This window comes from Ideonella livida, from assembly GCF_010499455.1.
GTDB lineage: Bacteria > Pseudomonadota > Gammaproteobacteria > Burkholderiales > Burkholderiaceae_C > Ideonella > Ideonella livida.
Genome location: NZ_JAAGOH010000009.1, coordinates 54,137 through 78,789, shown reverse-complemented (window position 1 = coordinate 78,789; position 24,653 = coordinate 54,137). Strand labels below are relative to the sequence as shown.

24 protein-coding genes and 1 tRNA gene are annotated in these 24,653 nt (G+C 63.3%); 1 reads left to right on the top strand and 24 read right to left on the bottom strand.

What is annotated here, in order from left to right:
- Positions 1–18: 18 nt before the first annotated feature.
- From G3A44_RS09545 to tsaD, 21 genes are all read right to left on the bottom strand, one after another.
- The gene (locus G3A44_RS09545) at positions 19–1,494 is read right to left on the bottom strand and encodes an NADH-quinone oxidoreductase subunit M (protein WP_163457286.1); all 1,476 of its coding nucleotides are present in this window, start codon (positions 1,492–1,494) and stop codon (positions 19–21) included.
- Positions 1,495–1,514: 20 nt separating this feature from the next.
- Complete coding sequence (gene nuoL, locus G3A44_RS09540) at positions 1,515–3,539, bottom strand: NADH-quinone oxidoreductase subunit L (protein WP_163457285.1); 2,025 nt, start codon at positions 3,537–3,539, stop codon at positions 1,515–1,517.
- Positions 3,540–3,563: 24 nt separating this feature from the next.
- Positions 3,564–3,878, bottom strand: coding sequence for an NADH-quinone oxidoreductase subunit NuoK (gene nuoK, locus G3A44_RS09535; RefSeq protein WP_163457284.1), 315 nt, complete (start codon positions 3,876–3,878; stop codon positions 3,564–3,566).
- On the bottom strand, positions 3,875–4,507 hold the full coding sequence (locus tag G3A44_RS09530; RefSeq protein WP_163457283.1) for an NADH-quinone oxidoreductase subunit J: 633 nt from the start codon (positions 4,505–4,507) through the stop codon (positions 3,875–3,877). Before G3A44_RS09530 ends, nuoK begins: the two co-directional genes overlap by 4 nt.
- A gap of 81 nt (positions 4,508–4,588) precedes the next feature.
- Positions 4,589–5,086 carry an NADH-quinone oxidoreductase subunit NuoI gene (gene nuoI / locus G3A44_RS09525; protein ID WP_163457282.1) on the bottom strand — a complete coding sequence of 166 codons (498 nt, stop codon included), beginning with the start codon at positions 5,084–5,086 and terminating at the stop codon, positions 4,589–4,591.
- Between the two features lie 10 nt (positions 5,087–5,096).
- Complete coding sequence (nuoH, locus tag G3A44_RS09520) at positions 5,097–6,158, bottom strand: NADH-quinone oxidoreductase subunit NuoH (RefSeq protein ID WP_163457281.1); 1,062 nt, start codon at positions 6,156–6,158, stop codon at positions 5,097–5,099.
- Positions 6,159–6,173: 15 nt separating this feature from the next.
- Positions 6,174–8,492 (bottom strand): NADH-quinone oxidoreductase subunit NuoG, encoded by a 2,319-nt coding sequence (gene nuoG, locus G3A44_RS09515; RefSeq protein ID WP_163457280.1) that lies wholly within the window; start codon positions 8,490–8,492, stop codon positions 6,174–6,176.
- A 15-nt stretch (positions 8,493–8,507) separates the two neighbouring features.
- Positions 8,508–9,854, bottom strand: coding sequence for an NADH-quinone oxidoreductase subunit NuoF (gene nuoF, locus G3A44_RS09510; RefSeq protein WP_163457279.1), 1,347 nt, complete (start codon positions 9,852–9,854; stop codon positions 8,508–8,510).
- A 4-nt stretch (positions 9,855–9,858) separates the two neighbouring features.
- Positions 9,859–10,353 (bottom strand): NADH-quinone oxidoreductase subunit NuoE family protein, encoded by a 495-nt coding sequence (locus G3A44_RS09505; RefSeq protein WP_163457349.1) that lies wholly within the window; start codon positions 10,351–10,353, stop codon positions 9,859–9,861.
- Complete coding sequence (locus G3A44_RS09500) at positions 10,353–11,606, bottom strand: NADH-quinone oxidoreductase subunit D (RefSeq protein ID WP_163457278.1); 1,254 nt, start codon at positions 11,604–11,606, stop codon at positions 10,353–10,355. Before G3A44_RS09500 ends, G3A44_RS09505 begins: the two co-directional genes overlap by 1 nt.
- Positions 11,607–11,618: 12 nt before the next feature.
- Positions 11,619–12,218 carry an NADH-quinone oxidoreductase subunit C gene (locus tag G3A44_RS09495; RefSeq protein ID WP_163457277.1) on the bottom strand — a complete coding sequence of 200 codons (600 nt, stop codon included), beginning with the start codon at positions 12,216–12,218 and terminating at the stop codon, positions 11,619–11,621.
- A gap of 9 nt (positions 12,219–12,227) precedes the next feature.
- Complete coding sequence (locus G3A44_RS09490; RefSeq protein WP_163457276.1) at positions 12,228–12,704, bottom strand: NuoB/complex I 20 kDa subunit family protein; 477 nt, start codon at positions 12,702–12,704, stop codon at positions 12,228–12,230.
- 62 nt (positions 12,705–12,766) lie between these two features.
- Positions 12,767–13,126, bottom strand: a complete 360-nt coding sequence (locus tag G3A44_RS09485; RefSeq protein ID WP_163457275.1) for an NADH-quinone oxidoreductase subunit A — start codon at positions 13,124–13,126, stop codon at positions 12,767–12,769.
- 147 nt (positions 13,127–13,273) lie between these two features.
- A tRNA-Leu gene (locus G3A44_RS09480) sits at positions 13,274–13,358 on the bottom strand.
- 152 nt (positions 13,359–13,510) lie between these two features.
- Positions 13,511–13,882, bottom strand: coding sequence for a preprotein translocase subunit SecG (secG, locus tag G3A44_RS09475; protein WP_163457274.1), 372 nt, complete (start codon positions 13,880–13,882; stop codon positions 13,511–13,513).
- A gap of 38 nt (positions 13,883–13,920) precedes the next feature.
- Positions 13,921–14,661 carry a triose-phosphate isomerase gene (gene tpiA / locus G3A44_RS09470; protein ID WP_163457273.1) on the bottom strand — a complete coding sequence of 247 codons (741 nt, stop codon included), beginning with the start codon at positions 14,659–14,661 and terminating at the stop codon, positions 13,921–13,923.
- A 68-nt stretch (positions 14,662–14,729) separates the two neighbouring features.
- Positions 14,730–15,725, bottom strand: a complete 996-nt coding sequence (locus G3A44_RS09465; RefSeq protein ID WP_163457272.1) for an NAD(P)H-quinone oxidoreductase — start codon at positions 15,723–15,725, stop codon at positions 14,730–14,732.
- An 18-nt stretch (positions 15,726–15,743) separates the two neighbouring features.
- Entirely contained in the window at positions 15,744–18,020 is a 2,277-nt protein-coding gene (pnp, locus tag G3A44_RS09460) for a polyribonucleotide nucleotidyltransferase (protein WP_163457271.1), read from the bottom strand.
- A gap of 215 nt (positions 18,021–18,235) precedes the next feature.
- Complete coding sequence (rpsO, locus tag G3A44_RS09455; protein WP_163457270.1) at positions 18,236–18,505, bottom strand: 30S ribosomal protein S15; 270 nt, start codon at positions 18,503–18,505, stop codon at positions 18,236–18,238.
- Between the two features lie 171 nt (positions 18,506–18,676).
- Positions 18,677–19,999, bottom strand: coding sequence for a branched-chain amino acid ABC transporter substrate-binding protein (locus G3A44_RS09450; RefSeq protein ID WP_239061780.1), 1,323 nt, complete (start codon positions 19,997–19,999; stop codon positions 18,677–18,679).
- Positions 20,000–20,117: 118 nt separating this feature from the next.
- On the bottom strand, positions 20,118–21,206 hold the full coding sequence (gene tsaD, locus G3A44_RS09445) for a tRNA (adenosine(37)-N6)-threonylcarbamoyltransferase complex transferase subunit TsaD (protein ID WP_163457269.1): 1,089 nt from the start codon (positions 21,204–21,206) through the stop codon (positions 20,118–20,120).
- A gap of 176 nt (positions 21,207–21,382) precedes the next feature.
- On the opposite strand from tsaD, the gene G3A44_RS09440 reads away from it, so the two are divergent.
- Entirely contained in the window at positions 21,383–21,649 is a 267-nt protein-coding gene (locus tag G3A44_RS09440) for a DprA-like winged helix domain-containing protein (protein ID WP_163457268.1), read from the top strand.
- A 29-nt stretch (positions 21,650–21,678) separates the two neighbouring features.
- On the opposite strand, the gene fdx is transcribed toward G3A44_RS09440, so the two are convergent.
- The 3 genes from fdx to hscB all read right to left on the bottom strand — a co-directional run bounded on the left by fdx (position 21,679) and on the right by hscB (position 24,552).
- Positions 21,679–22,017, bottom strand: coding sequence for an ISC system 2Fe-2S type ferredoxin (fdx, locus tag G3A44_RS09435; RefSeq protein ID WP_163457267.1), 339 nt, complete (start codon positions 22,015–22,017; stop codon positions 21,679–21,681).
- A gap of 92 nt (positions 22,018–22,109) precedes the next feature.
- Complete coding sequence (gene hscA / locus G3A44_RS09430; RefSeq protein ID WP_163457266.1) at positions 22,110–23,966, bottom strand: Fe-S protein assembly chaperone HscA; 1,857 nt, start codon at positions 23,964–23,966, stop codon at positions 22,110–22,112.
- A gap of 67 nt (positions 23,967–24,033) precedes the next feature.
- Positions 24,034–24,552, bottom strand: a complete 519-nt coding sequence (hscB, locus tag G3A44_RS09425) for a Fe-S protein assembly co-chaperone HscB (RefSeq protein WP_163457265.1) — start codon at positions 24,550–24,552, stop codon at positions 24,034–24,036.
- Positions 24,553–24,653: the final 101 nt, after the last annotated feature.

The window sequence follows — 24,653 nt, the reverse complement described above, 5'->3', positions numbered from 1 at the left end:
TGTAGGTTTCCACTGGCTTCATTGCAGCTTCGACATGGCGACATGCTTGAGCAGTTCGTCCACGGAGACGTGCATCACGTCAGTGAAAGGCTTGGGGTACACGCCCATCCAGATCACGGCAACTGCCAAGATGGCCAGGATCAGGAACTCACGGCTGTTGATGTCTTGCAGTTCACGCACCTCGTCATTGGTCACGTCACCGAAGTAGACACGCTTGTACATCCACAGCGTGTAGGCAGCACCGAAGATCAGTGCGGTCGCGGCCAACGCCCCCAGCCAGAAATTGGCTTGGACGGTGCCCAAGATGACCATCCACTCCCCGATGAACCCTGCAGTGCCGGGCAAGCCGCAATTGGCCATGGCGAACAGCAGCGCGAAAGCGGCAAACTTGGGCATCGTGTTGACCACACCACCGTAAGTCGAGATCTCGCGGGAATGCACACGGTCGTACAGCACCCCGATGCAGAAGAACATCGCCCCGGACACAAACCCGTGCGAAATCATCTGCACCAGACCACCCGACACGCCAAGCTCGTTGAACACAAAGAAGCCCAGCGTGACAAAACCCATGTGGGCAATGGACGAATACGCCACCAGCTTCTTCATGTCCTTTTGGACCATGGCCACCAGACCGATGTAGATGACAGCTACCAAGCTCAGCGTAATGATCAACCAAGCCAACTCGCGGCTTGCATCAGGAGCAATCGGCATGGAGAAGCGGAGGAAGCCATAAGCACCCAGCTTCAGCATGATCGCTGCCAGCACGATGGAGCCGCCTGTCGGAGCTTCCACGTGGGCATCCGGCAGCCAGGTATGCACCGGCCACATCGGGACCTTCACCGCGAAAGCCGCAAAGAAGGCAAAGAACAGCAAGGTCTGCGCGCTCATCGGCAGCGGCAGCTTGTGCCATGCCTGGATGTCAAAACTGCCACCGGACTTGTAGTACAGGTAGATCAGCGCGACGAGCATGAGCAGGGAGCCCAGCAGCGTGTAGAGGAAGAACTTGAACGCGGCGTAAACGCGACGCGGCCCCCCCCACACCCCGATGATGATGTACATCGGAATAAGGGTCGCCTCGAAGAACACATAGAACAGCAGGCCGTCCAATGCGGAGAAGACACCCACCATCAGCCCCGACAGGATCAGGAAGGCGCCCAGGTACTGGTGCGCACGGTCGGTGATGACCTCCCAACCCGCCAGCACCACGATGATGGTGATGAAAGCTGTCAGCAGGACGAACCAGACAGAAATGCCATCCACACCCAGGTGGTAGCGCACATTGAAGCGCTCGATCCAGGCGAGGTTCTCGGCGAACTGCATCGCTGCAGTCCCGGAATCAAAGCCGGTGATCAGCGGCAAGGTGACGAGGAAACTGACCACTGCCCCCACCAGTGCGATCCAACGCGCTGCTGTGGGGTTGTCGTCCCGCCCGAAGGCGAGCAGTACGGCGCCGAACGCAATCGGCAACCAGATGGCGATGCTCAAAAGACCCATTCTTGTTCTCCGCCCACCTGTCAATGCCCCACGAGGCTCACGAGGAAGGGCCAAAGCTGCCAGGTCATCAAACCGAAGATGCCCAGCACCATGACCAGTGCGTACCACGACAGGTAGCCCGTCTGCAGGGTGCGAACCACCCCGGCAAAGCTGCCCACAGCCTGTGCGGAACCGTTGACCAGCGCCCCGTCAATGAGGGCGACATCACCCCCCTTCCACAGGCCGAGACCCAACTTGCGCGCACCGGCGGCAAAGATGTTCTCGTTGATCCAGTCCATGTAGTACTTGTTCTCCATGACTTTGACCAACGGGGCCAGGGCACGGCCAATGGCCGCCGGAATCTCCGGCTTGACCATGTAGAAGAAGTAGGACACCGCAACCCCGGCCACGGCAAGCCAGAACGGGAGGGTCTGCACGCCGTGCAGTGCCATGGCCGTTGCACCGTGGAACATCTCGGTCAGCTCAGCCATCGCTCCATGCTTGGACGCGTCCACGTAGATCGCGTCCTTCAGGAAATCACCGAACAGCAGGGGCTGGATGGTCAGGAAGCCGATCAGCACAGAGGGAATGGCCAGCAGCAGAAGCGGCACCGTCACCACCCACGGAGACTCGTGTGGGGTGTGGGCGTGCTCACCATGGTCGTCGTGATGATCGTGCTCACCAGGGAACGGCTTGTGATGGAAGTGCTCCTTGCCGTGGAAGACCAGGAAATACATCCGGAAGCTGTAGAACGCGGTGACGAACACACCGATGGTCACCGACCACATCGCAAAGCCTGCACCTGGCAAATGGCTGGCATGGACCGCTTCGATGATCGAATCTTTGGAGTAGAACCCCGAGAAGAAAGGCGTGCCAATCAGGGCCAGGGAGCCCAGCAGCGACGTGATCCAGGTGATGGGCATGTACTTGCGCAGACCGCCCATATTGCGAATGTCCTGGTCATGGTGCATGCCAATGATGACCGACCCCGCCGCAAGGAAGAGCAGCGCCTTGAAGAAGGCATGCGTCATCAGGTGGAAAACGGCCACGTTGTAGGCCGACACGCCCAGCGCCACGGTCATATAACCCAGCTGCGACAGCGTCGAGTAGGCGACCACGCGCTTGATGTCGTTCTGGATGATGCCCAGGAAGCCCATGAACAGCGCCGTGATGGAACCGATCACCAAGATGAAATTCAGTGCGATGTCCGACAGCTCGAACAGCGGCGACATGCGCGTCACCATGAAGATGCCGGCCGTCACCATGGTGGCGGCATGGATAAGCGCCGAAATCGGGGTCGGACCTTCCATCGAATCGGGCAGCCACACGTGCAGCGGGAACTGCGCCGACTTGCCCATCGCGCCGATGAACAGGCAGATGCAGGCGACGGCCAGCAGCGGCCAGTCGGTACCCGGGAAGGTCTTGCCCGCCAGCTCGCCAGACTTGGCGAAGATCTCGCCGTAGTTCAGGGTGCCGGTGTAGGCCAACACCAGACCAATGCCGAGGATGAAACCGAAGTCGCCCACACGGTTGACCAAAAAGGCCTTCATGTTGGCGAAGATGGCGGTCGGCTTCTTAAACCAGAACCCGATCAGGAGGTAGGACACCAAGCCCACCGCTTCCCAGCCGAAGAACAGCTGGAGCATGTTGTTGCTCATGACGAGCATCAGCATGGAGAAGGTGAACAGCGAGATGTACGAGAAGAAGCGCTGGTAGCCCGGATCCTCTTCCATGTAGCCGATGGTGTAGATGTGCACCATCAGCGACACGAACGTCACCACGCACATCATCATCGCGGTCAGCCCGTCCACCAGGAAACCCACCTCCATCTTGAGGGGACCCAGGACCATCCACTCGTAGAGGGTGGCATTGAAGCGCGCACCGTCGATTGCCACGGCCTTGAGGACGATGGCCGAGCAGATGAAGGCGACCAGCACGCCAAGGATGGTCAGGACGTGAGCGCCCCGCCGACCGAGCTGCTTGCCGAAGAGGCCGGCCGCGACCGAGCCCACCAGCGGCGCGAGCGGCACGGTGAGCAGCAGGTTCTGTGAAAGTTGTGCAGACATGTTCTTCCGGTTTCCGTGCGCCGATCAGCCCTTCAGCGAGTCCAGCTCATCCACGGCAATGGTGGCGCGGTTGCGGAACAGCACGACCAAAATGGCCAGACCGATGGCCGACTCGGCGGCAGCCACCGTCAGGATGAAGAAGACAAACACCTGACCCGCCATGTCACCCAGGTAGTGGGAGAAGGCGACGAAGTTCATGTTGACGGCCAGGAGCATCAGCTCGATGGCCATCAGCAACACGATCAGGTTGCGGCGATTGAGGAAGATGCCCACCACCGACAGGGCGAAGAGGAAGCCCCCCAGCGTCAGGAAGTGATAGAGCGACAGGCTGCCCGTCATGCTGCGTCTCCTTGCTTCGGTGCCGAGGGTTGGTCCACGGACGGTGCCATCTTGACCAATCGGACGCGATCAGCCTTCTTGGCGCGCACCTGCTCAGCGGGGTCCTGGTAGCGGCTGTCTTTGCGCTTGCGCAGCGTCAAGGCGATGGCGGCAATCATGGCCACCAGCAACAGCACCGCGGCCAGCTGCAGCGGGTAGAGGTATTGGGTGTAGATCTCAATGCCCAGCATGCGGGTGTTGCCGTACTGAATCGCCTTCTCCGAAAGCGCTGGCGCCTCAGACACGCGGAAGCCACCCCACAACACAGCGGCCATCTCCAGCGCAATCAAGGCACCCACAAGTGCGGCCACCGGAAAGTGGTTCCAAAAACCTTGGCGCATGCTGTCCACATTGATGTCGAGCATCATCACCACGAAGAGGAACAGAACCATCACTGCCCCCACATAGACGAGCACCAGAGTGATGGCCAAGAACTCGGCCTTCAGCAGCATCCAAACGCAGGAAGCATTGAAAAAAGCCAACACCAGGAACAAGGCAGCGTGCACAGTGCTACGGGCCGTGATCACACGGAACGAAGCAAAGAGCAACACCGCCGAGAAGGCGAAGAACAGTGCGGATGTCGGATTCATGGGTAATCGCGCCTCATGACCAGAAGACAAAGTGGCCGCCCGAGCTCCCGTATTCGGGCGCCCGGGCAAAGCCAGACGTCCTCAGCGGTACTTGGCGTCAGCCTCCTTGTTGGCTGCGATCTGGGCTTCATAGCGGTCACCCACGGCCAGCAGCATGTCCTTGGTGAAATACAGGTCGCCCCGCTTTTCACCGTGGTATTCAAAGATGTGCGTTTCCACGATCGAGTCAACCGGGCAGCTCTCTTCGCAGAAACCGCAGAAGATGCATTTGGTCAGATCGATGTCGTAGCGGGTGGTGCGGCGGGAACCATCATCACGCACATCAGACTCGATGGTGATCGCCATTGCAGGGCACACCGCCTCGCACAGCTTGCAGGCGATGCAACGCTCTTCACCGTTCTCATAACGGCGAAGTGCATGCAGACCCCGGAAACGGGGAGACAGCGGAGTCTTCTCCTCCGGGAACTGGACCGTGATGGTCGGGGACAGGAAATGCCGGCCAGTCAGGGCCAGGCCCTTCCACAACTCGGTGAGCAGAAAGCTCGAAAACAGATCCTTGAGGGCAGCAACCGTCGACATGCTCACCTCTTCACTTCCAGATGTTGAACGGCGACTGGATCCAAAGACCCACCAGCACCAGCCAGACCAGCGTCACAGGGATGAAGATCTTCCAACCCAGGCGCATGATCTGGTCATAGCGGTAACGCGGGAACGAGGCACGCACCCACAGGAACATGGTGACCACCACGAACACCTTGATGCCCAACCAGATCCAGCCCGGGATGAAATCCAGTGCAGCCACCGGACTGAGCCAACCCCCCAGGAAGAACAGCACGGTCAGCATCGACACCAGGATCATGTTGGCGTACTCAGCCAAGAAGAACATGGCGAACGACATGCCGGAATATTCAATCATGTGACCAGCCACAATCTCGGACTCGCCTTCGACGACGTCGAAGGGGTGGCGGTTGGTCTCGGCCAAGCCGGAGATGAAATAGACCACGAACACCGGCAACAGCGGCAGCCAGTTCCATGACAGCACGCTCATGCCCATGTCGGCAAAGGTGCCACGGCCCTGGGACATGACGATGTCACTCAGGTTCAGGCTGCCCGAGACCATGAGCACGATCACCAACGCGAAACCCATGGCGATTTCATAGCTCACCATCTGGGCCGAGGCCCGCAGTGCACCCAGAAACGCGTACTTAGAGTTGGAGGCCCAGCCCGCGATGATCACGCCGTACACCTCCACCGAGGTGATGGCCATGATCAGCAGCAGACCCGCATTCACATTCGCCAAGGCCACGTCAGGCCCAAAGGGAATGACCGCCCATGCCGCCAGCGCCGGCATGATGGTCATGATCGGCCCGAGGAAGAACAACCCCTTGTTGGCGGCGGTCGGGCGGATGATTTCCTTGAAAATCAGCTTGACCGCATCAGCGATCGGGGTCAGAAGGCCCAAAGGACCCACACGGTTGGGACCTGGCCGCACCTGGGTGCGGCCAATGGCCTTGCGCTCCCACAGCGTCAGGTAAGCGACGCAGCCCAGAAGCGGCAGCACCACGGCGACGATCTTGATCAGCGACCAGACCACGGGCCACAGGATCCCGCCCAGCAGTGCCAACCCTGCTTGGTTGAATTGTTCGATCATGTGTATCCCCGATCCTCAAGCCTTCTCGACGACGATATCGCCGAAGAGTGCACCCAGGCCCACGGTCTGCTGAATTCCGGCCGGCACGCGCACGACGCCTTCGGCCAGACCGGCCTCCAGTCGCGCCTCCAGGCGGGCTTCTCCGGCGCCCTGGCGGACACGGACTTGATCACCAGCCTTGAGACCCAGCGAGGACCACAGCGAGGCCGGCAGGCCGGCAGTGCGTCCACGAAGTCCGTCCTGGGTCGACTGCAGCGACGGCGCGCGACGGACAAGACCGTCCACTGCATAGATGGGCACCTCGCCCAGACGCTGCAGGGCGCCACGGGCCACACCCAGGGATGCAGGCATGACGCCACCTGCGTTGTCCAGCCGCCCTGGCAGGGTGGTCAGGTCGCCCAGGGCCTCTGCCCGAACCTCTTCGGCCGACTCCTGATTGAACCCATCCAGGCCAAGCAGACTGCCGAGCACACGCAACACCTTCCAGGCAGGACGGCTGTCACCCAGCGCACGCACCACACCGTGGAAACTCTGAACCCGCCCTTCGGCATTGACAAACGCACCTGCAGTTTCGCTGAACGGAGCGATGGGCAGCAAAACGTCGGCATTCTCGACCGCCGCGTCACGGAATGCCGTCAACGCGACGACCAGACCGGAACCGGCCAGCGCACGCTGAGCCGCCGCGGGATCCGCCGCATCCAACACCGGTTCGACATTCAGCAGCACCAGCGCCTTCATCGGCTGGGAGAGCATCTGGCCTGCATTCAGGCCACCTGGGCCGGGCAGCGCGCCCACCAGCTGGGCGCCCACCTCGTTGGCCCCCTCACCCAGGAAACCGACGGTGCAACCCGTTTGCTGGCCGATGAACTGAGCCAGACCCAAGAGCGCCGATGCCTGAGGATGGCGGGCAGCAGACAGGCCCAGCAGCACGGCCCCTTGCTGGGCGGACAGCAGCGACTCGGCGATGGCCTTGCCCGCGTCGTCCGCCACAGCGGCCACCGGCGCCGGCACGCCCTTGGCCAGCGCCACGGCAGCCGCGACACCAGCGAGCCCCTGCACCCAAGCAGACGGCGACAGCACCAGCGACTGCGCCACCGGCATGGCCCAATCCTCGGTGCTCGCGGCCAGGCGGGAGATCTCAGCCCCCTGGCGTTGCGCCGAGCGCAGACGCTGCGCAAACAGGGGGTGGTCCTTGCGCAGTGAGGAACCCACCACAAACGCCCGGTCCAGCTTGCTCAAAGAGGCCACGCTGCGACCCAGCCAGCGCGCACCAGCCGTCGTCGCGAAGTCAGCCTGCCGGGTGCGATGGTCGACGTTCTCGCTGCCCAGACCGCGGGCCAACTTGGCCAGCAGGTGGAGCTCCTCCACCGTACTCGAGGCAGACCCCAGGACGCCAATGCCCTGGCCACCGAACTCGGCCTTCACCCGCTTGAGCCCATCAGCCACGTAGCCCAGCGCGGTGTTCCAGTCGACCACCATCCACTGGCCGCCCTGCTTGATCATCGGCGCGGTCAGACGCTGCTCGCTGTTAAGGGCCTCGTAGCTGAAGCGGTCACGGTCGGCAATCCAGCACTCATTGACGTCCTCGTTCTCAAAAGGAACGACGCGCAGCACCTTGTGGTTCTTGACCTGAACCACCAGATTGGAACCCGTGGAGTCGTGCGGGCTGACGCTCTTGCGGCGGGAAAGCTCCCAAGTGCGCGCTTGATAGCGGAAGGGCTTGCTGGTCAGCGCTCCCACCGGACACACGTCGATCATGTTGCCCGAGAGCTCGGAATCCACGCTACGGCCGACGAAACTGGTGATCTCGGAGTGCTCGCCACGGTGGAGCATGCCCAGCTCCATCACGCCAGCAATTTCCTGCCCGAAACGGACACAGCGCGTGCAGTGGATGCAGCGGCTCATTTCCTCCATGGAAATCAGCGGACCGACATCCTTATGGAACACCACGCGCTTTTCTTCCGCGTAGCGCGAAGAGGTGCTGCCGTAGCCCACGGCCAAATCCTGAAGCTGACATTCACCGCCCTGGTCGCAGATCGGGCAATCCAGTGGATGGTTGATCAGCAGGAACTCCATCACCGACTTCTGGGCCTTAGTGGCCTTGTCGCTGCGGGTACGCACGATCATGCCTTGGGTGACGGGGGTGGCGCAGGCCGGCATGGGCTTGGGCGCCTTCTCCACATCGACCAAGCACATGCGGCAGTTGGCCGCGATGGACAGCTTCTTGTGGTAGCAGAAGTGGGGGATGTAGGTCCCCGCCGCCTCGGCCGCATGCATCACCATGCTGCCTTCCGGCACGGACACCTTCTTGCCGTCGAGTTCGATTTCCAACATATCTCTTCCGCCCGCTCAGACGTAGGCCGGGACCATGCAGGTCTTGTGTGCGATGTGGTGAGCGAACTCGTCGCGGAAATGCTTGAGCATCCCCCGCACCGGCATCGCCGCCGCATCACCCAGAGCGCAGATGGTGCGGCCCATGATGTTCTCTGCCACGTTGTCAAGCAGCGCGAGGTCCTCTTCCCGGCCCTCTCCATGCTCAATGCGGCTCACCAAGCGCCACAGCCAACCGGTGCCCTCACGGCACGGTGTGCACTGACCACAACTCTCGTGCTGATAGAAGTAGGACAAACGCAGCAGGCTCTTGACCATGCAGCGAGTCTCGTCCATCACGATGACGGCGCCCGAACCCAGCATAGAGCCGGCCTTGCTGATGGAGTCATAGTCCATCGTGCAGTCCATCATCACAGCAGCCGGCAGCACCGGCGCGGACGATCCCCCCGGAATCACGGCCTTGAGCTTGCGTCCACCTTTGACGCCCCCGGCGAGTTCCAGAAGCTTTGAGAACGGGGTGCCCATCGGGATCTCATAGTTCCCGGGCCGCTCCACATCGCCCACCATAGAGAAGATCTTGGTCCCCCCGTTGTTGGGCTTGCCGCACTCCAGATAGGCCTGCCCGCCATTGCGGATGATCCAGGGCACCGCAGCGAAAGTTTCAGTGTTGTTGATGGTCGTGGGACGACCGTACAGACCAAAACTGGCGGGGAACGGCGGCTTGAAGCGCGGCTGGCCCTTCTTGCCCTCAATGGACTCCAGCAGCGCCGTCTCTTCACCACAGATGTAGGCGCCGAAGCCATGGTGGGCGAAGAGGTCAAAGCTGAACCCGCTGCCCAGGATGTTCTGGCCCAGCAAGCCAGCGGCACGCGCCTCTGCCAGCGCGGCCTCGAAGCGCTCGTACACCTCGAAGATCTCGCCGTGGATGTAGTTGTATCCGCGGTTGATCCCCATGGCAAAGGCGGCGATGGCCATGCCCTCAATGACGATGTGCGGGTTGTAACGCAGGATGTCGCGATCCTTGCAGGTACCCGGCTCACCCTCGTCCGAGTTGCAGACGAGGAACTTCTGGCCCGGGAACGCCCGCGGCATGAAGCTCCACTTCAGTCCGGTGGGAAAGCCTGCACCACCCCGACCACGCAAACCCGAAGCCTTCACTTCGGCAATCACCTGATCCTGGGTCATCGGAGCAGCGCCATCAGCGCCCAGCACCTTGCGCAGGGCCTGATAGCCACCACGCTGGACATACTCTGACAACTGCCAATTGGAACCATTCAGCCCCGAGTAGATCTGAGGCTGGATGTGGCGGTCATGGAAGCAGGTTTCGAGACCAGTGGCCTGGAAACGGGAAAGATCGAGTGCCATACGCTCAGGCGGCCTTTCCTTCTTCGGAACGGATGACAGCGACCAGCTCGTTGAGCTTGTCCTTGCTCATGTAGCTGAGCATCTGACGGTCGTTGACGAGCATGACGGGGGCGTCAGCACAAGCTCCAAGACACTCGCACTTGGCCACGGTGAACAGCCCATCGGCTGTGGTGCCACCGTCCTCGACACCCAGCGCCTTGCACAGGTGCTCCAACGCCGACTGGCCGTCACGCAATTGGCAAGGCAGATTGGTGCAGACGTTGAGCTTGTACTTGCCCAGCCGGCGCTGGTTGTACATGTTGTAGAAGGTCGTGACCTCACGCACGGCGATGGGCGCCATGCTGAGATAGTCGGCAATGGCTTCCTCCGCCTCCGGCGAAACCCAGCCCTGCTCCTGCTGCACGATCGACAGACACGCCATGACGGCCGACTGCTGATGGCCGGCCGGATACTTGGCGACTTCGCGGGCGAAGCGCTCCTTGGTTGCGTCAGAAAGCATCATCGGTCAATCTCGCCAAACACGACATCCATCGTCCCGATCACGGCCACGGCGTCCGCGATCATGTGGCCGCGCGACAGCTCGTCCAGCGCCGCCAAATGGACAAAACCCGGGGCACGGATCTTCAGGCGATAAGGCTTGTTGGCCCCATCGCTCACCAGGTAGATACCGAACTCACCCTTGGGATGTTCCACTGCGGCGTAGGCCTCGCTCTCAGGCACGCGGAAGCCCTCAGAGAAGAGCTTGAAGTGGTGGATCAACTCCTCCATGCTGCTCTTCATGGCCATACGCGAAGGCGGCGCCACCTTGTGGTTATCCGTGATCACAGGACCCGGATTGGCGCGCAGCCAGTCCACGCATTGCTTGACGATGCGGTTGGACTGACGAAGCTCCTCCACACGGACCAGATACCGGTCGTAGGTGTCGCCATTGACACCCACCGGCACATCGAAGTCCATACGGTCGTAAACATCGTAAGGCTGGGTCTTTCGCAGGTCCCACGCCACACCGGAACCCCGCAACATCGCGCCGGTCAAGCCCAGGTTGAGCGCACGCTCCGGAGAAATGACGCCGATGCCCACGGTCCGCTGCTTCCAGATACGGTTATCCGTAAGCAGAGTTTCATAGTCATCCACCAGCGCAGGGAAACGCTGTGTGAAGTCATCAATGAAGTCCAGCAGAGAGCCTTGGCGGTTCTCATTGAGCTTCTTGATGGCACGCTCATTGCGGATCTTGCTGGCCTGGTACTGGGGCATGCTGTCCGGCAGGTCACGGTACACGCCACCCGGACGGAAGTAGGCCGCGTGCATACGGGCACCGGACACGGCCTCATACATGTCGAACAGATCCTCACGCTCACGGAAGCAGTAGATGAGGATGTTCATCGCCCCGCAGTCCATACCATGGCAGCCCAGCCACAGCAGGTGATTCAGCAAGCGGGTGATCTCCGCGAACATGACACGGATGTACTGGGCACGGATCGGCACCTCAATGCCGAGCATCTTCTCGATGGCCAAGCAGTAAGCGTGCTCATTGGCCATCATGGAGACGTAATCCAGCCGATCCATGTACGGAAGCGACTGGATGAAGGTCTTCTGCTCGGCCAACTTCTCGGTGCCGCGGTGCAGCAGGCCGATGTGCGGGTCGGCACGCTGGATGACTTCGCCGTCCAGCTCCAGCACCAGCCGCAGCACGCCGTGCGCGGCCGGATGCTGAGGACCGAAGTTCAGGGTGTAGTTCTTGATCTCTGCCATGGCGCTACCGGCTCAGTGCAAGCCGCCGTAGTTGTCTTCACGGATGACACGCGGCGTGATCTCACGCGGTTCGATGGTGACCGGCTGGTAGACCACGCGACGTGCCTGCGGGTCGTAGCGCATCTCCACGTGGCCGCTGATGGGAAAGTCCTTACGCATCGGGTGGCCGATGAAACCGTAGTCCGTCAGGATTCGGCGCAGGTCCTCGTGACCTTCGTAGATGATCCCGTACATGTCGAACGACTCTCGCTCGAACCAGTTCGCGGCACTCCAGATCGGATTGACCGACGCGATAACCGGAAGGTCATCATCAGGTGCAAACACCTTCAACCGGACCCGCCAGTTCTTGGACACGGACAGCAGATGGACGACGGTCATGAACCGGGGGCCGTCCCACGCCTGATCCTTCCAGGTGAGCATGTCCAGACCACACAGGTCGATCAGCTGCTCAAACCGCAGGGCAGGGTCGTCGCGCAGCGTGCGCGCCACCTCCAGATAGTCCGCACTGGAGACGGTTAGGGTAATTTCCCCGCGGTCACGCTTGAATTCACGGATACGTGCGCCCAGCACCGACTCCAGGGCCGCCTGCAGGGCATCGAGTTTTTGACTCATGAATGAACCTCAGCGGGCGATGGTGTTCTCGCGACGGATCTTGGCCTGCAGTTGCAGGATGCCGTAGAGCAGTGCTTCGGCCGTCGGGGGGCAGCCCGGCACGTAAACATCCACAGGCACCACACGGTCACAGCCCCGAACCACGGAGTAACTGTAGTGGTAGTAGCCGCCACCGTTGGCACAGGAACCCATGGAGAGCACCCAACGCGGCTCGGCCATCTGGTCGTACACCTTGCGCAGGGCGGGTGCCATCTTGTTGCACAGGGTACCGGCCACGATCATCAGGTCAGACTGACGCGGACTCGGCCGAAACAGCATGCCGAAGCGGTCAATGTCATAGCGGGCAGCGCCCGCATGCATCATCTCCACCGCACAACAAGCCAGACCAAAGGTCATGGGCCACAAGGAACCCGTCTTGGACCAATTGACCAGCTTGTCCACCGATGTGGTGATGAAGCCTTCCTTCAGAACACCTTCATTTCCCATGTGTCTCGCGCCTCATAAGTCTGCCGACCGCGGGAAGATCACCTTCCCGACATGATGGAGCATCACTCCCAGTCGAGCGCACCCTTCTTCCATTCGTAGGCGAAGCCCACCACCAGGATGGCCAAGAAGATCATCATGGCCCAGAAACCTGACGCGCCAATGTCGTGGAGCGCCACCGCCCAAGGGAACAGGAAGGCGATCTCCAGATCGAAGAGGATGAACAGGATGGCAACCAGGTAGTAGCGAACGTCGAACTTCATCCGGGCATCTTCGAAAGCTTCGAAGCCGCACTCATAAGGAGAATTCTTTTCCGCATCCGGTCGATTGGGGCCCAGCAGGAAGCCCAGCACCTGAGGCGCTATGCCGATCGCCGCCCCCACCAGGATGAAAAGAATCACCGGAAGATAGGCCTGCAGTTCCATGTTCGTTGCGCTCCTGCGAAAGTCACGCCCGAAACGGCCACAAAAAAGGCGCGCTGCCTGACCCAGGGTCAGACTCAGCGCGCCCACTTCGCGAGCTAGGTACCGGGCGCCCGTCAAGGGCCGCTGCCGGGCCTGTGACGTTCATCTTGGTGCCGACGGCGAGACTCGAACTCGCACAGCTTTCGCCACTACCCCCTCAAGATAGCGTGTCTACCAATTTCACCACGTCGGCCAATCAACTTGACTTGAGTCGGCGCCGCACTGCGACACCGCTCAGACTTTTTGACTTAGTTCAAGCTTGCGTGAGGAGTTGCTTGCTGAACAGCCTCGTATTCTAGCCCGAAGATTCGAGAAGTCACAGGGTTTTTGCCAACTCTCTTGCAATCACTTTGCGGTGTTTACGACATTCGAAGCGGCCGCGCCCTCGGAAACCGGGATTTGGGGCACAACCGGCACGACGGCCGAGGCGGCCGCTGCACGGTCCAGTACGGACCCGACATCGCCAGCAGGCTGACGCACACCGCCCGCGCTGAATGCCAAACCCAGCGTGGCCGCGAAGAACACCGTCGCACAGGCGGCGGTGGAGCGGGACAGGAAGTTGGCGCTGCCGGTGGCACCAAACAGACTGCCCGAAGCGCCGCCACCGAAGGAAGCCCCCATGTCAGCGCCCTTGCCATGCTGAATCAGCACCAAACCGATCATCGCCACGGCGGAGACGATCTGCACCACCATCAGCAAGCCCATCAACATCTGCATCTTCTCTACTCCAAACTTACGATCACCCGACAGGTCGTTCAGCCCGCCGCACGACAGATCGCCACAAAATCCGCCGCCTTGAGCGCTGCGCCACCAATCAGGCCGCCGTCGATGTCCGCCTGCGCAAAGAGGATGCTGGCGTTGTCCGGCTTGACACTGCCGCCATACAACAGCGCCATGTCGTCGGCCCTGGGCGTGGCGGCGCGCAACTGCTGGCGCAGCGTGTGGTGCACGGCCTGCGCCTGCTCCGGGGTGGCGGTGCGCCCAGTGCCAATGGCCCAGACCGGCTCATAGGCCACGACCATTTCACCCACGCAAGGGCCCAGCGCATGGATCACCGCGGAGAGTTGGCGCTTGACCACCGCCTCGGTTTCTCCCGCCTCCCGTTGCGCCAGGGTCTCCCCCACGCACACGATCGGCGTGATACCACGCGCCAGGGCGGCCTTGGCCTTGTCGGCCACCACCTGATCCCCCTCGCCGTGGTAGGCGCGGCGCTCCGAGTGGCCGACGATCACGTAGCGGCAGCCGAACTCGCTGAGCATGGGGGCGGACACTTCGCCGGTGTAGGCGCCCTGCTCATGCACAGAGCAATCCTGCGCACCCCAACGCACGTCGGTGGAGGCCAGCGCCACAGCGGTCTCCGACAGATAGGGAAACGGTACGCAGACCGCCACATCGCAAGCAAAAGGACGGGCGGCCGTGATGCCGGCCAGCAGCTCCGCGTTGGCACGGTGGTTGCCGTGCATCTTCCAGTTGCCAACCACAAGCTTGCGTCGCATTTCAGTTCTCTCCAGATTGCCTCGGGCGCGGCAGAGGTCCTTGCGGGTCTGCCGCCACCCCACATTCATCAGTTCAGTGACCAGTCCAGGACGATCTTGCCGACATGCTGACTGGCCTCCATGCATGCATGCGCCGAAGCGGCCTGCGCTGCCGGAAACACCCGGTCGATCACCGGCCGAATTCGCCCCGATTCGATCAGGGGCCAGACCCGCTGACGCAGGGCCCGCGCAATGCCGCCCTTGAAGGCCTCGGACCGCGGACGCAGCGTGGAGCCTGTGACGGTCAGTCGCCTGCGCAGCACCTCGCCAGCGTTGAACTGCGCCTTCACGCCCCCCTGGACCGCAATGATCACCAGCCGCCCATCGTCAGCCAAGCAAGCGATCTCCCGGGACACATAGTCCCCGGCCACCATGTCCAGGATCACATCGGCGCCTCGACCATCGGTCAGTCGGCGGACCTCTTCCGCAAAGTCCTGGGTCCGATAGTCGATGGCGGCATCAGCGCCCAGGGCCACGCAGGCCTGGCACTTCTCGGGACTGCCCGCTGTCACCAGCACGCGCGCCCCGAAGGCCTTGGCCAGCTGGATGGCCGTCACCCCGATGCCGCTGGAGCCCCCCTGGATCAGCAGGGTCTCCCCTGCCTGCAGGGCTGCACGCTCGAACACATTGGACCAGACGGTGAAAAAAGTCTCCGGCAGGGTGGCGGCCTCCAGCAGGGACCAACCCCGTGGCACAGGAAGGCATTGGACCGCGGGTGCCACGCAGAACTCCGCGTAGCCCCCGCCAGCCACCAGCGCACAGACAGCCTGCCCCCGCTCGAGACCCGCCAACTGCAGGGCGGAATCGTCGCCGTCCAACAGGATACCGGCGACCTCCAGACCCGGCAGGTCCGACGCCCCCGGCGGAGGCGCGTAAGCCCCCTTGCGCTGGAGCACATCGGGACGGTTGATCCCGGAAGCGGCGACCTGGATCAGCACCTCACCAGGCCCGGGAACCGGACGCGGGCGCTCGGCCGGCACCAGCACCTCCGGGCCACCGTGGCGACTGATCTCGATCGCTCGCATACCTGCCCCTCTGTCAGCTCACTGCTGCTGCTGTTGCTGCTGTTCGCCGACGCCTTCTTCACCCGACGGGCCAAAGGCTTCAGTACGCTGCTCGGCGCGCTCGCGGCGGGGGCCACGCTCACGGCGATCGCCCCGCTCACCACGGTCACCCCGGTCATCGCGGCGGCTGCGCTCCGGGCGGAACTCCTCCTCCATGCCCTCCGGACGCTCGATCAGCGCCTTCATCGACAGCTTGATGCGACCCTTCTCGTCGGTCTCCAGCACCTTGACCTTGACGACCTGACCTTCCTGCAGGAAGTCAGTCACCTTCTCGACGCGTTGATGGGCGATCTGGCTGATGTGCAGCAGACCGTCCTTGCCCGGCAGAATGTTAACCAGCGCACCGAAGTCCAGGATCTTGGTGACGGCACCTTCGTAGACCTTGCCGATCTCGGCTTCAGCCGTGATCTCCTCAATGCGCTTGCGGGCCGCTTCGGCCTGACCTGCATCGGTGGAGGCGATGGTGATAGTGCCATCCTCCTCGATGTTGATCTGGGTACCGGTCTCCTCGGTCAGCGCACGGATGGTGGCTCCACCCTTGCCGATCACGTCACGGATTTTCTCCGGGTTGATCTTCATGGTGTAGAGGCGCGGCGCAAACTGAGACACCTCGGTCTTGGCGCCGCCCAGGGCTTCGACCATCACGCCCAGGATATGCAGGCGGGCTTCCTTGGCTTGCGCCAGCGCCACTTGCATGATTTCCTTGGTGATGCCCTGGATCTTGATGTCCATCTGCAGGGCGGTCACACCAGTCGTGGTGCCCGCGACCTTGAAGTCCATGTCACCCAGGTGATCCTCGTCACCCAGGATGTCGGTCAGGACGGCAAACCGGTTGCCTTCCTTGATCAGGCCCATGGCAATGCCCGCGACGTGGGCCTTGAGCGGCACGCCGGCGTCCAGCATCGACAGGCAGCCACCGCACACGGAGGCCATGGACGAAGAACCGTTGGACTCGGTGATCTCGGAGACCACCCGCAGCGTGTACGGAAAATCATCCTTGCTCGGGAGCACCGGCACCAGCGCGCGCTTGGCCAGGCGACCGTGACCGATCTCGCGGCGCTTGGGACTGCCCACGCGACCGGTTTCGCCGGTGGCGAAGGGCGGCATGTTGTAGTGCAGCATGAAGCGCTCGCTGTACTCGCCAGCCAGGGCATCGATGGTCTGGGCATCGCGCTCGGTGCCCAGGGTCGCGACGACCAGGGCCTGCGTCTCACCACGGGTGAAGAGCGCAGAACCGTGCACACGGGGCAGCACGCTGTTGCGGATCTCGATCGGACGCACGGTGCGGGTGTCGCGGCCGTCGATGCGGGGCTCACCGGCGAGGATCTGACCACGGACGATGCGCGCCTCGATGTCGAACAGCAGGGACTCGACCTTGACCTCGTCAAACGCCAGGCCCTTCTCGGCCAGACCGGACTTGACGGCCGCGTAGGCCTCGCGGCAAGCCTGGGTCCGGGCCTGCTTGGAGCGGATCTGGTAGGCCGCACGCAGCGGACCTTCGGCCAGTTCGGTCACTTGTGCGATGAAACCTTCATCCTTGGCCGGAGCCTGCCAATCCCAGGCGGGCTTGCCGGCATCGCGCACCAGTTCGTGGATAGCCTCGATGGCAATCTTGCCCTGGTCGTGTCCGAACACCACTGCGCCCAGCATCACATCCTCAGGCAGCTGGTCAGCTTCGGATTCGACCATCAGCACGGCAGCTTCAGTGCCCGCCACCACCAGATCCAGCTTGGACTCGGTCAGCTGGGTCTTGCCAGGGTTGAGCACGTACTGGCCATTGATGTAGCCGACGCGGGCCGCACCGATCGGGCCATTGAACGGAATGCCCGACACCGACAGTGCGGCGCTGGATGCGATCATCGCGGCGATGTCGGCCTGCACCTCGGGGTTCAGGCTCAGCACGTGGATGATGACCTGGACCTCGTTGAAGAAACCTTCCGGGAACAGCGGACGAATCGGACGGTCGATCAGGCGGCTGGTCAGGGTTTCGAGTTCGCTGGGGCGACCCTCGCGCTTGAAGAAGCTGCCGGGGATCTTGCCAGCGGCGTAGGTCTTCTCGAGGTAGTCGACGGTCAGCGGAAAGAAATCCTGCCCCGGCTTGGCGGACTTAGCGGCCACCACGGTGGCCAGCACCACGGTGCCCTCGATGTCGACCACCACGGCACCGCTGGCCTGACGGGCGATCTCGCCGGTCTCCATGGTGACCTGGTGGGCGCCCCACTGGAACGTCTTGGTGATCTTGTTGAACAGACCCATGAATCAATCTCCTATGACAACAGTACTGGCGCGTGAAGCGGCGGCGCCAGCGTCACCGGGAGTCCATCCGTCTCAGGCGGGATGCCATTCCAGCGCTGGGCCGCGGGACCAAGCGTTGGAATGACACAGCAATGCCTGTGGATCAGCGGGCTCCAGAAACGCAAAGAGCCTGTACTGGCTTGCATCCAGACAGGCTCTTGCTCATGTCACCTGGCTTACTTGCGCAGACCCAACTTCTGGATCAGGGCGGTGTAGCGGTCGGCGTCACGGTCCTTCAGGTAGGCCAGCAGGCGCTTGCGCTGATTCACCATCTTCAGCAGACCGCGGCGGCCGTGGTGGTCCTTGGCGTGGGTCTTGAAATGGGGGGTCAGCTCGTTGATGCGAGCGGTCAGCAGTGCGACCTGGACTTCCGGAGAACCGGTGTCGGCGGCACCACGTGCATGGGCCTTGACGATGTCAGACTTGTTGATGTCAGCCACGGACATGGCGATTTCCTTTATTGGTGGAAACCTGCCGCCCCGATTGCCACGGGGCTGCGGTTTCCGATGGGACTTGCGGTCGCGGGTGAAACCGACCCGCGCCGTGCTTGAGTTTTGCACCGCCAGACCGAAGGCCAGCCAACTGCAAAACCTTAAGATTATGCCATAGCGGCGTGGTCAGTCCGGGCGGACCATCTTGCAGGCGCCCTGCATGGCCGCAGCAGCGGCCTCTGCGCGACGGACCGTGCGAAAACCGTAGCCGGAGCCCTCTACATCAAAACGCACGCCCGGGGTGCCGACCCGATCCATGACACTGACCAGTAGGGGCTGCTGGAACTGGTGGTCAGCCGCGCGCATGCTGCCCGCATGAGCGCCCCCCAGGGTGCGACCGTCGTAGTTCAGCCCCTCCATCGCCCGTGCGACAGCGACCGCGTCGGTGGACTTCGCCTTTTCGATGGCCTGAGCCAGCATCTCGACCATGACCTGCATGCGTGCATGCAGATAGTCGTCCCTGGGGTCGGGGAAACGCTGCCGGAAGGCACGCACCATGGCCTCTGAACCCGGATCGCCCACATTGGGGTGCCACTCGGACACAGCCAGCACCGCCCCCACACCGGCCTCACCCAGGGTCGCCGGCACGCCCAGGGCATTGCCGTAGAAGGTGTAGAACTTGACGTTCAGCCCGAGGTCGCGCACTGCCTTGACCAGCAGCGTCAGGTCATTGCCCCAGTTGCCTGTGATCACGGCCTGGGCGCCGCTGGCCCGGATCTTGGTGGCATAGGGCAGGAAGTCCTTGACCCGTGCCATCGGGTGCAACTCTTCCCCGACGATCTCGATGTCGGCGCGCTTGGCGGCCAGCATCTCGCGCGAGCGACGCACCACCTGCTGCCCGAAGCTGTAATCCTGTCCGATGAGATAGACCTTGCGGACCTCACGGTCCTCCTTGAGCACTTCGGTCAGGGCGTTCAGCCGCATGTCGGCGTGGGCATCGAAACGGAAGTGCCAGAAGCTGCAGCGCTCATTGGTAAGCGCAGGCTCCACCGCAGAGTAGTTCAGGAACAGCGCACGGCGCGACGGCTCGCGCTCGTTGTGACGGTTCAGCGCGTCGATCAGGGCGGCAGCGACGGCGGAACTGTTGCCTTGCAACACGAAACCGATCTGCTGGTCGGTCGCAGCGCGCAGCAGGTTGAGCGCCTCCTCAGGGTTGCCCTTGCTGTCCATGCGCACCAGCGCCAAGGGCCTTGCGCCCCCGGGCAGACGAACACCGCCGCGCGCATTCACCCGCTCCACGGCCCAATGCAGGTTGCGCCACACCGCCTCACCGGCATTGGCCAGGGGCCCGGACAGCGTCTCGATCATGGCCAACCGGATGGGTTCAGCCGCAGTCGTCTGCGCGGCAACCGGCCGACCGGTCAGAGCGACCACGGAGGCCAACAGCGCGGCGGACATCGCCATCCAGTGACGGCGCGGGGTACGGAAAGTGTTCTTGTCTGCGGTCATGGAACCAGTGAGAGTGATGGCACAAGGCCGGGGGAGCCCTCCAAAGGTCCGGTGCGGACCGGAGGGAGCACGGTGGCGCATAGAGCGCCCGGACGTCGGGGACGCGGCCGACGCTGCGTCAGGCCGCCACTTCCGCCAAGGCCCAGCGCGGCTTCACATCGAAGGCGTAGTGGCGCAGGGGCTGGCACAGCCCCGCGGCCAGGCGCATGCCGGCGGCCAGCGCGATCATGGCGCCGTTGTCGGTGCACAAATGGAGCTCGGGATAGTGGACCCGCCAGCCACGCCGCTGCGCCAGGGCGTCGAGTTGCTCCCGCAGATGACGGTTGGCCCCCACGCCTCCGGCCACCACCAGGCGCCGCAGTCCGGTGTGCTGCAACGCCTTGGCCGACTTGCGCACCAGAACCTCCACGATGGCGGCCTGCGTGCTGGCGGCCAGATCGGCACACTGCCCCGCGGACGGCTGTGGCCCAAGACGGCGCAACGCGGTGGCGACCGCGGTTTTCAGCCCGGCAAAGGAGAAGTCCAGATTGGGCTGGTGCAAGAGTGGACGTGGCAGGTCAAAGGCAGCAGGATCCCCTGCCTGCGCCAACCGGGACAGGGCCGGGCCACCCGGGTAGTCCAAGCCCAGCAGCTTGGCCGACTTGTCAAAGGCCTCGCCTGCCGCATCGTCAATGGTTTCGCCCAGAAGTTCATAACACCCCACATCGTCCACCCGCATGAGCTGGGTATGCCCGCCGGACACCAACAGGGCGACAAAGGGAAACTCCGGCGGATCCGCCGACAGGAAGGGTGACAGCAGGTGCCCCTCCAGGTGATGGATACCCAGCACGGGACGATCGATGGCAGCCGCCAGGGCACAGGCCGTGGCCGCCCCGACAAGCAGCGCACCCGCCAGGCCCGGCCCCTGCGTGAAGGCAACCACGTCGACCCCGGCCCAGCTCACTCCAGCCTCGGCGCAGGCCTGCCGTGCCAGCGGCACCACGCGCCGGACATGGTCGCGGGAGGCCAGCTCAGGCACCACGCCGCCGTACTCCCGGTGCATCGCGATCTGACTGTGCAGCGCATGGGCCAGCAATCGCGGCGCACGTCCGGGCTCCACCCGCACCAACGCCACCCCGGTCTCGTCGCAAGAGGATTCGAAGGCGAGCACCGTGGTCGCCTTCTCCAGGGTGGCGTTGGTCAGCGGCCGGGAGTCAATCAAGGACATGAGGGTTAACCCGTAAACAAGTGGTTACCACTGCAGGAAAGAGTTGCCAGCATCGCCGGCATCACGACAAACCCGCAGACACCTTGTCACCTTACGCTGGCACCATCCGCTCTCACAGTGCAAGGCCCGGATTGTGGCCGCCCGTCTCGGAGCGACACTGAACCACGTTGGGATCCATGAAGTCGTACAAGCTCACCGCCTGGCCGGAATTGCCGTCCAGCTTTCGCCGCGTCAGCTACACGCGCCTGCTCACCGAGCTGTCACAGCGCCATGTCACAGCCACCCAGCTCCATCAAAGCACGGGCGTGTCGGCCTCCGACATCCGTGCCTTGCTGCTGCAGCTGGAGCAGGATGGTCTGCTCGATGTGCGGCACCTGCCTGACGCGCCGGCCCGCTGGTCTTGGCGGGATCTGAGCCTGAACCAGTGGCTCCGCCGGGTGTGAGGGCTGGCGCCAGGGGCACGCTTTGCCGCTCAGTGGCGTTCGCGGGCGTGGTTGATGGTGTAGCGCGGGATCTCGATGGTCACATCCTCGTCGGACAGCACAGCCTGACAGGACAGGCGGGAAGTGGGCTGCAGACCCCAGGCCTTGTCGAGCAGGTCCTCCTCGATCTCATCGGGGTCACCCAATGAGCCGTAACCCGACTTGACCACCACGTGACAGGTGGTGCAAGCACAGCTCATCTCGCACGCATGCTCGATGGCAATGCCATTCTCGACCAGCGCCTCGCACAGCGAGGTACCGGCGGGCGCCTCGATCTCGTCGCCCTGGGGGCACAACTCGGCGTGGGGAAGGATCTTGATGACGGGCATGTCAGGCTCGCAAAGACAGAAGAACAAGGGCCAGCCCCATGGGCCGACCAACCGGGCTGACACCACCGGCGTGGCACCTTCCCCGGTAGGATTCAAAGCGCATCCACACGGCGCCCGGTCAAGGCGGCCTGGATGCTGCGGTTCATGCGGGCGGCGGCAAAGCCCTCGGTGCCCTGGGCCAGACTCTCCACCGCCGACTCGATGGCCGCGGGGTCTTCTGCCTGGGCACACTGGTGCAAGGTCTGCAACAAACGCTCGATGGCCAGGACCTCCTCTTCATCCAGCAGGTCACCATCCGCCGCCAGCGCCGCGCGAGTCGCCAGGGTCATCCGCTCGGCCTCCACGCGGGCCTCGCGCACTTTGCGTGCCTGCATGTCTGCCTCGGCACTGGCGAAGCCGTCGCGCAGCATGCGGGCAATGTCATCGTCGGCCAGCCCATAGCTGGGCTTGACCTGCACCGAGGCCTCAACTCCGGAAATCTGCTCGCGGGCCGAGACGCTCAGCAAACCATCCGCATCCACCTGAAAGGTCACGCGAATGCGCGCCGCGCCAGCCGCCATCGGCGGAATGCCACGCAAGGTGAAACGGGCCAGGCTGCGGCACTCGCCCACCAAATCGCGCTCACCCTGCACCACATGCACAGCCAGGGCGGTCTGCCCTTCCTTGAACGTGGTGAAGTCCTGGGCCTTGGCCACGGGAATAGTGGTGTTGCGCTCAATGACACGCTCCACCAAACCACCCATCATCTCCAGGCCCAAGGACAGCGGAATCACATCGAGCAACAGCAGCTCGCCATCCTTGGCATTGCCAGCCAGGGCGTTGGCCTGGATGGCGGCACCAATGGCCACCACCTCGTCCGGGTTGACGTTGGTGAGGGGCGGACGACCAAAATACACCTCTACCGCCTGGCGGACGGCGGGCATGCGGGTGGAGCCCCCGACCATGACCACCCCCTGGACCTCGTCGCGCCCCACCTTCGCATCCCGCAGCACTTTGCGAACGGCCGCCAAGGTACGGTCCAGCAACGGACGGGTGAGCGAATCGAAAGCCTCGCGGCTGATCGGCACGGCCACTTCGACGCCTTCGAGCCGAACGCTCAACACCGTGGACGATGCCTGGGTCAGCGCCTCTTTGGCTGCACGCGCGGCCACCAGCAGCCCGCGCTTGGCCTGGGGGCTGCGAACCTCCACACCCGCCTGCTGAGCAACCCAGCTGGCCAGCGCATGGTCGAAATCGTCGCCCCCGAGTGCGGCATCACCGCCTGTGGCCACGACCTCAAACACGCCACGGGACAGACGCAGCAGGGAGATGTCGAACGTGCCTCCCCCCAGGTCATAAACTGCGTAAAGCCCTTCGCTGCCGTTGTCCAGGCCGTAGGCCAGGGCTGCTGCCGTAGGCTCGTTGATGAGCCGCAGCACGTTCAAACCCGCCAGCTGCGCAGCGTCCTTGGTGGCCTGCCGCTGGGCGTCGTCAAAATAGGCCGGCACGGTGATGACCGCACCGTAGAGGTCGTCGTTGAACGTGTCCTCCGCCCGAAAGCGCAGGGTGGCCAGAATCTCGGCAGAGACTTCCACCGGCGACTTCAGACCCTGGCGGGTCTGCAGGCCCACCATGCCAGGCTGGTCCACGAACTGGTAGGGCAGACGCTCCGGAGCCTGGATGTCAGCCAAACCCCGCCCCATGAAGCGCTTGACCGACACGACCGTGTTCTCGGGATCCTCGGCCTGCGCCGCCTGCGCCTCCCAGCCGATCTGCCTGCCCTGCCCATCCAGATAGCGGACAACCGAGGGCAACATCAGCCGCCCTTGATCGTCCGGCAGGCACTCGGCCACGCCATGCCGCATGGCGGCGACCAGGGAATTGGTGGTGCCCAGGTCGATGCCCACGGCGATGCGCCGTTGGTGGGGATCAGGGGCCTGGCCGGGTTCGGAGATCTGCAGCAGTGCCATGGAAGGGGGAAGGATCGAGAAACAGCAGCCAGACCACGCACGCGGCGTGGCGGCGGGAATTCAGGCGTCAGGCGTCGAAGGCATCCAGGCGCCGGGCGAGGTCTTGACGGAAACGCTGGACAAACATCAGGGCACGCACCTGCGCAGCGGCCGCGGCGGGCTCCTCCACCTGATCCAGCAGCCGCGCCACTTCGACCAGCAGCCGGCGCTCTTCTGCGGCCACCTCGTCGTCCAGCACCTCGGTAGCGGTCAAGTCGCGCGCCTCTTCCAAAGCCTCCCGCCAGCTCATCTGCTGCATCAGGAAGGCAGCAGGCATGGCGGTATTGCGCTCGGCCTCCACCGCAGCCCCCTGCAGCTCGCACAGATAGGCCGCGCGGGACAGGGGATCCTTGAGCCGGCGATAGGCCTCGTTGACGCGCACCGCCCACTGCATGGCCACCCGCTGGGCGGCAGCCCCTTCGGCGACGAAACGGTCCGGATGCACTTGCGCCTGCAGCTGTCGCCAGCGCTCATCCAGCACCGCGCGATCCAACGCGAAACGCCGGGGCAGCCCCAGCAGAGTGAAATCGTCGTCTTGAAGATTCATGGCGGGCATCGATCGGCAAGGTAAACAGGCGGAGGGGCCTGCAGCGGCAGCGCAGACCCGCGTCCCGTTCGCATTGTCCACGCCTACCTTGAGCCTCCACG

Bases quoted from the DNA above. Each gene is read 5' to 3' on its own strand.
- rpsO (WP_163457270.1), bottom strand. From the start codon at position 18,505: ATGTCCGTGGCTGACATCAACAAGTCTGACATCGTCAAGGCCCATGCA.
- G3A44_RS09465 (WP_163457272.1), bottom strand. From the start codon at position 15,725: ATGCGAGCGATCGAGATCAGTCGCCACGGTGGCCCGGAGGTGCTGGTG.
- nuoL (WP_163457285.1), bottom strand. From the start codon at position 3,539: ATGTCTGCACAACTTTCACAGAACCTGCTGCTCACCGTGCCGCTCGCG.
- G3A44_RS09485 (WP_163457275.1), bottom strand. From the start codon at position 13,126: ATGGAACTGCAGGCCTATCTTCCGGTGATTCTTTTCATCCTGGTGGGG.
- nuoI (WP_163457282.1), bottom strand. From the start codon at position 5,086: ATGTCGACGGTTGCTGCCCTCAAGGATCTGTTTTCGAGCTTTCTGCTC.
- nuoF (WP_163457279.1), bottom strand. From the start codon at position 9,854: ATGGCACTCGATCTTTCCCGTTTCCAGGCCACTGGTCTCGAAACCTGC.
- hscA (WP_163457266.1), bottom strand. From the start codon at position 23,966: ATGGCACTGCTGCAGATCTCCGAACCCGGCCAGGCCCCTGATCCCCAC.
- nuoK (WP_163457284.1), bottom strand. From the start codon at position 3,878: ATGACGGGCAGCCTGTCGCTCTATCACTTCCTGACGCTGGGGGGCTTC.
- G3A44_RS09505 (WP_163457349.1), bottom strand. From the start codon at position 10,353: ATGCTTTCTGACGCAACCAAGGAGCGCTTCGCCCGCGAAGTCGCCAAG.
- G3A44_RS09500 (WP_163457278.1), bottom strand. From the start codon at position 11,606: ATGGCAGAGATCAAGAACTACACCCTGAACTTCGGTCCTCAGCATCCG.
- pnp (WP_163457271.1), bottom strand. From the start codon at position 18,020: ATGGGTCTGTTCAACAAGATCACCAAGACGTTCCAGTGGGGCGCCCAC.
- tpiA (WP_163457273.1), bottom strand. From the start codon at position 14,661: ATGCGACGCAAGCTTGTGGTTGGCAACTGGAAGATGCACGGCAACCAC.
- G3A44_RS09495 (WP_163457277.1), bottom strand. From the start codon at position 12,218: ATGAGTCAAAAACTCGATGCCCTGCAGGCGGCCCTGGAGTCGGTGCTG.
- secG (WP_163457274.1), bottom strand. From the start codon at position 13,882: ATGCAGATGTTGATGGGCTTGCTGATGGTGGTGCAGATCGTCTCCGCC.
- fdx (WP_163457267.1), bottom strand. From the start codon at position 22,017: ATGCCCGTCATCAAGATCCTTCCCCACGCCGAGTTGTGCCCCCAGGGC.
- hscB (WP_163457265.1), bottom strand. From the start codon at position 24,552: ATGAATCTTCAAGACGACGATTTCACTCTGCTGGGGCTGCCCCGGCGT.
- G3A44_RS09490 (WP_163457276.1), bottom strand. From the start codon at position 12,704: ATGGGAAATGAAGGTGTTCTGAAGGAAGGCTTCATCACCACATCGGTG.
- tsaD (WP_163457269.1), bottom strand. From the start codon at position 21,206: ATGTCCTTGATTGACTCCCGGCCGCTGACCAACGCCACCCTGGAGAAG.
- nuoH (WP_163457281.1), bottom strand. From the start codon at position 6,158: ATGATCGAACAATTCAACCAAGCAGGGTTGGCACTGCTGGGCGGGATC.
- G3A44_RS09530 (WP_163457283.1), bottom strand. From the start codon at position 4,507: ATGAATCCGACATCCGCACTGTTCTTCGCCTTCTCGGCGGTGTTGCTC.
- G3A44_RS09545 (WP_163457286.1), bottom strand. From the start codon at position 1,494: ATGGGTCTTTTGAGCATCGCCATCTGGTTGCCGATTGCGTTCGGCGCC.
- nuoG (WP_163457280.1), bottom strand. From the start codon at position 8,492: ATGTTGGAAATCGAACTCGACGGCAAGAAGGTGTCCGTGCCGGAAGGC.
- G3A44_RS09450 (WP_239061780.1), bottom strand. From the start codon at position 19,999: ATGACCGCAGACAAGAACACTTTCCGTACCCCGCGCCGTCACTGGATG.
- G3A44_RS09440 (WP_163457268.1), top strand. From the start codon at position 21,383: ATGAAGTCGTACAAGCTCACCGCCTGGCCGGAATTGCCGTCCAGCTTT.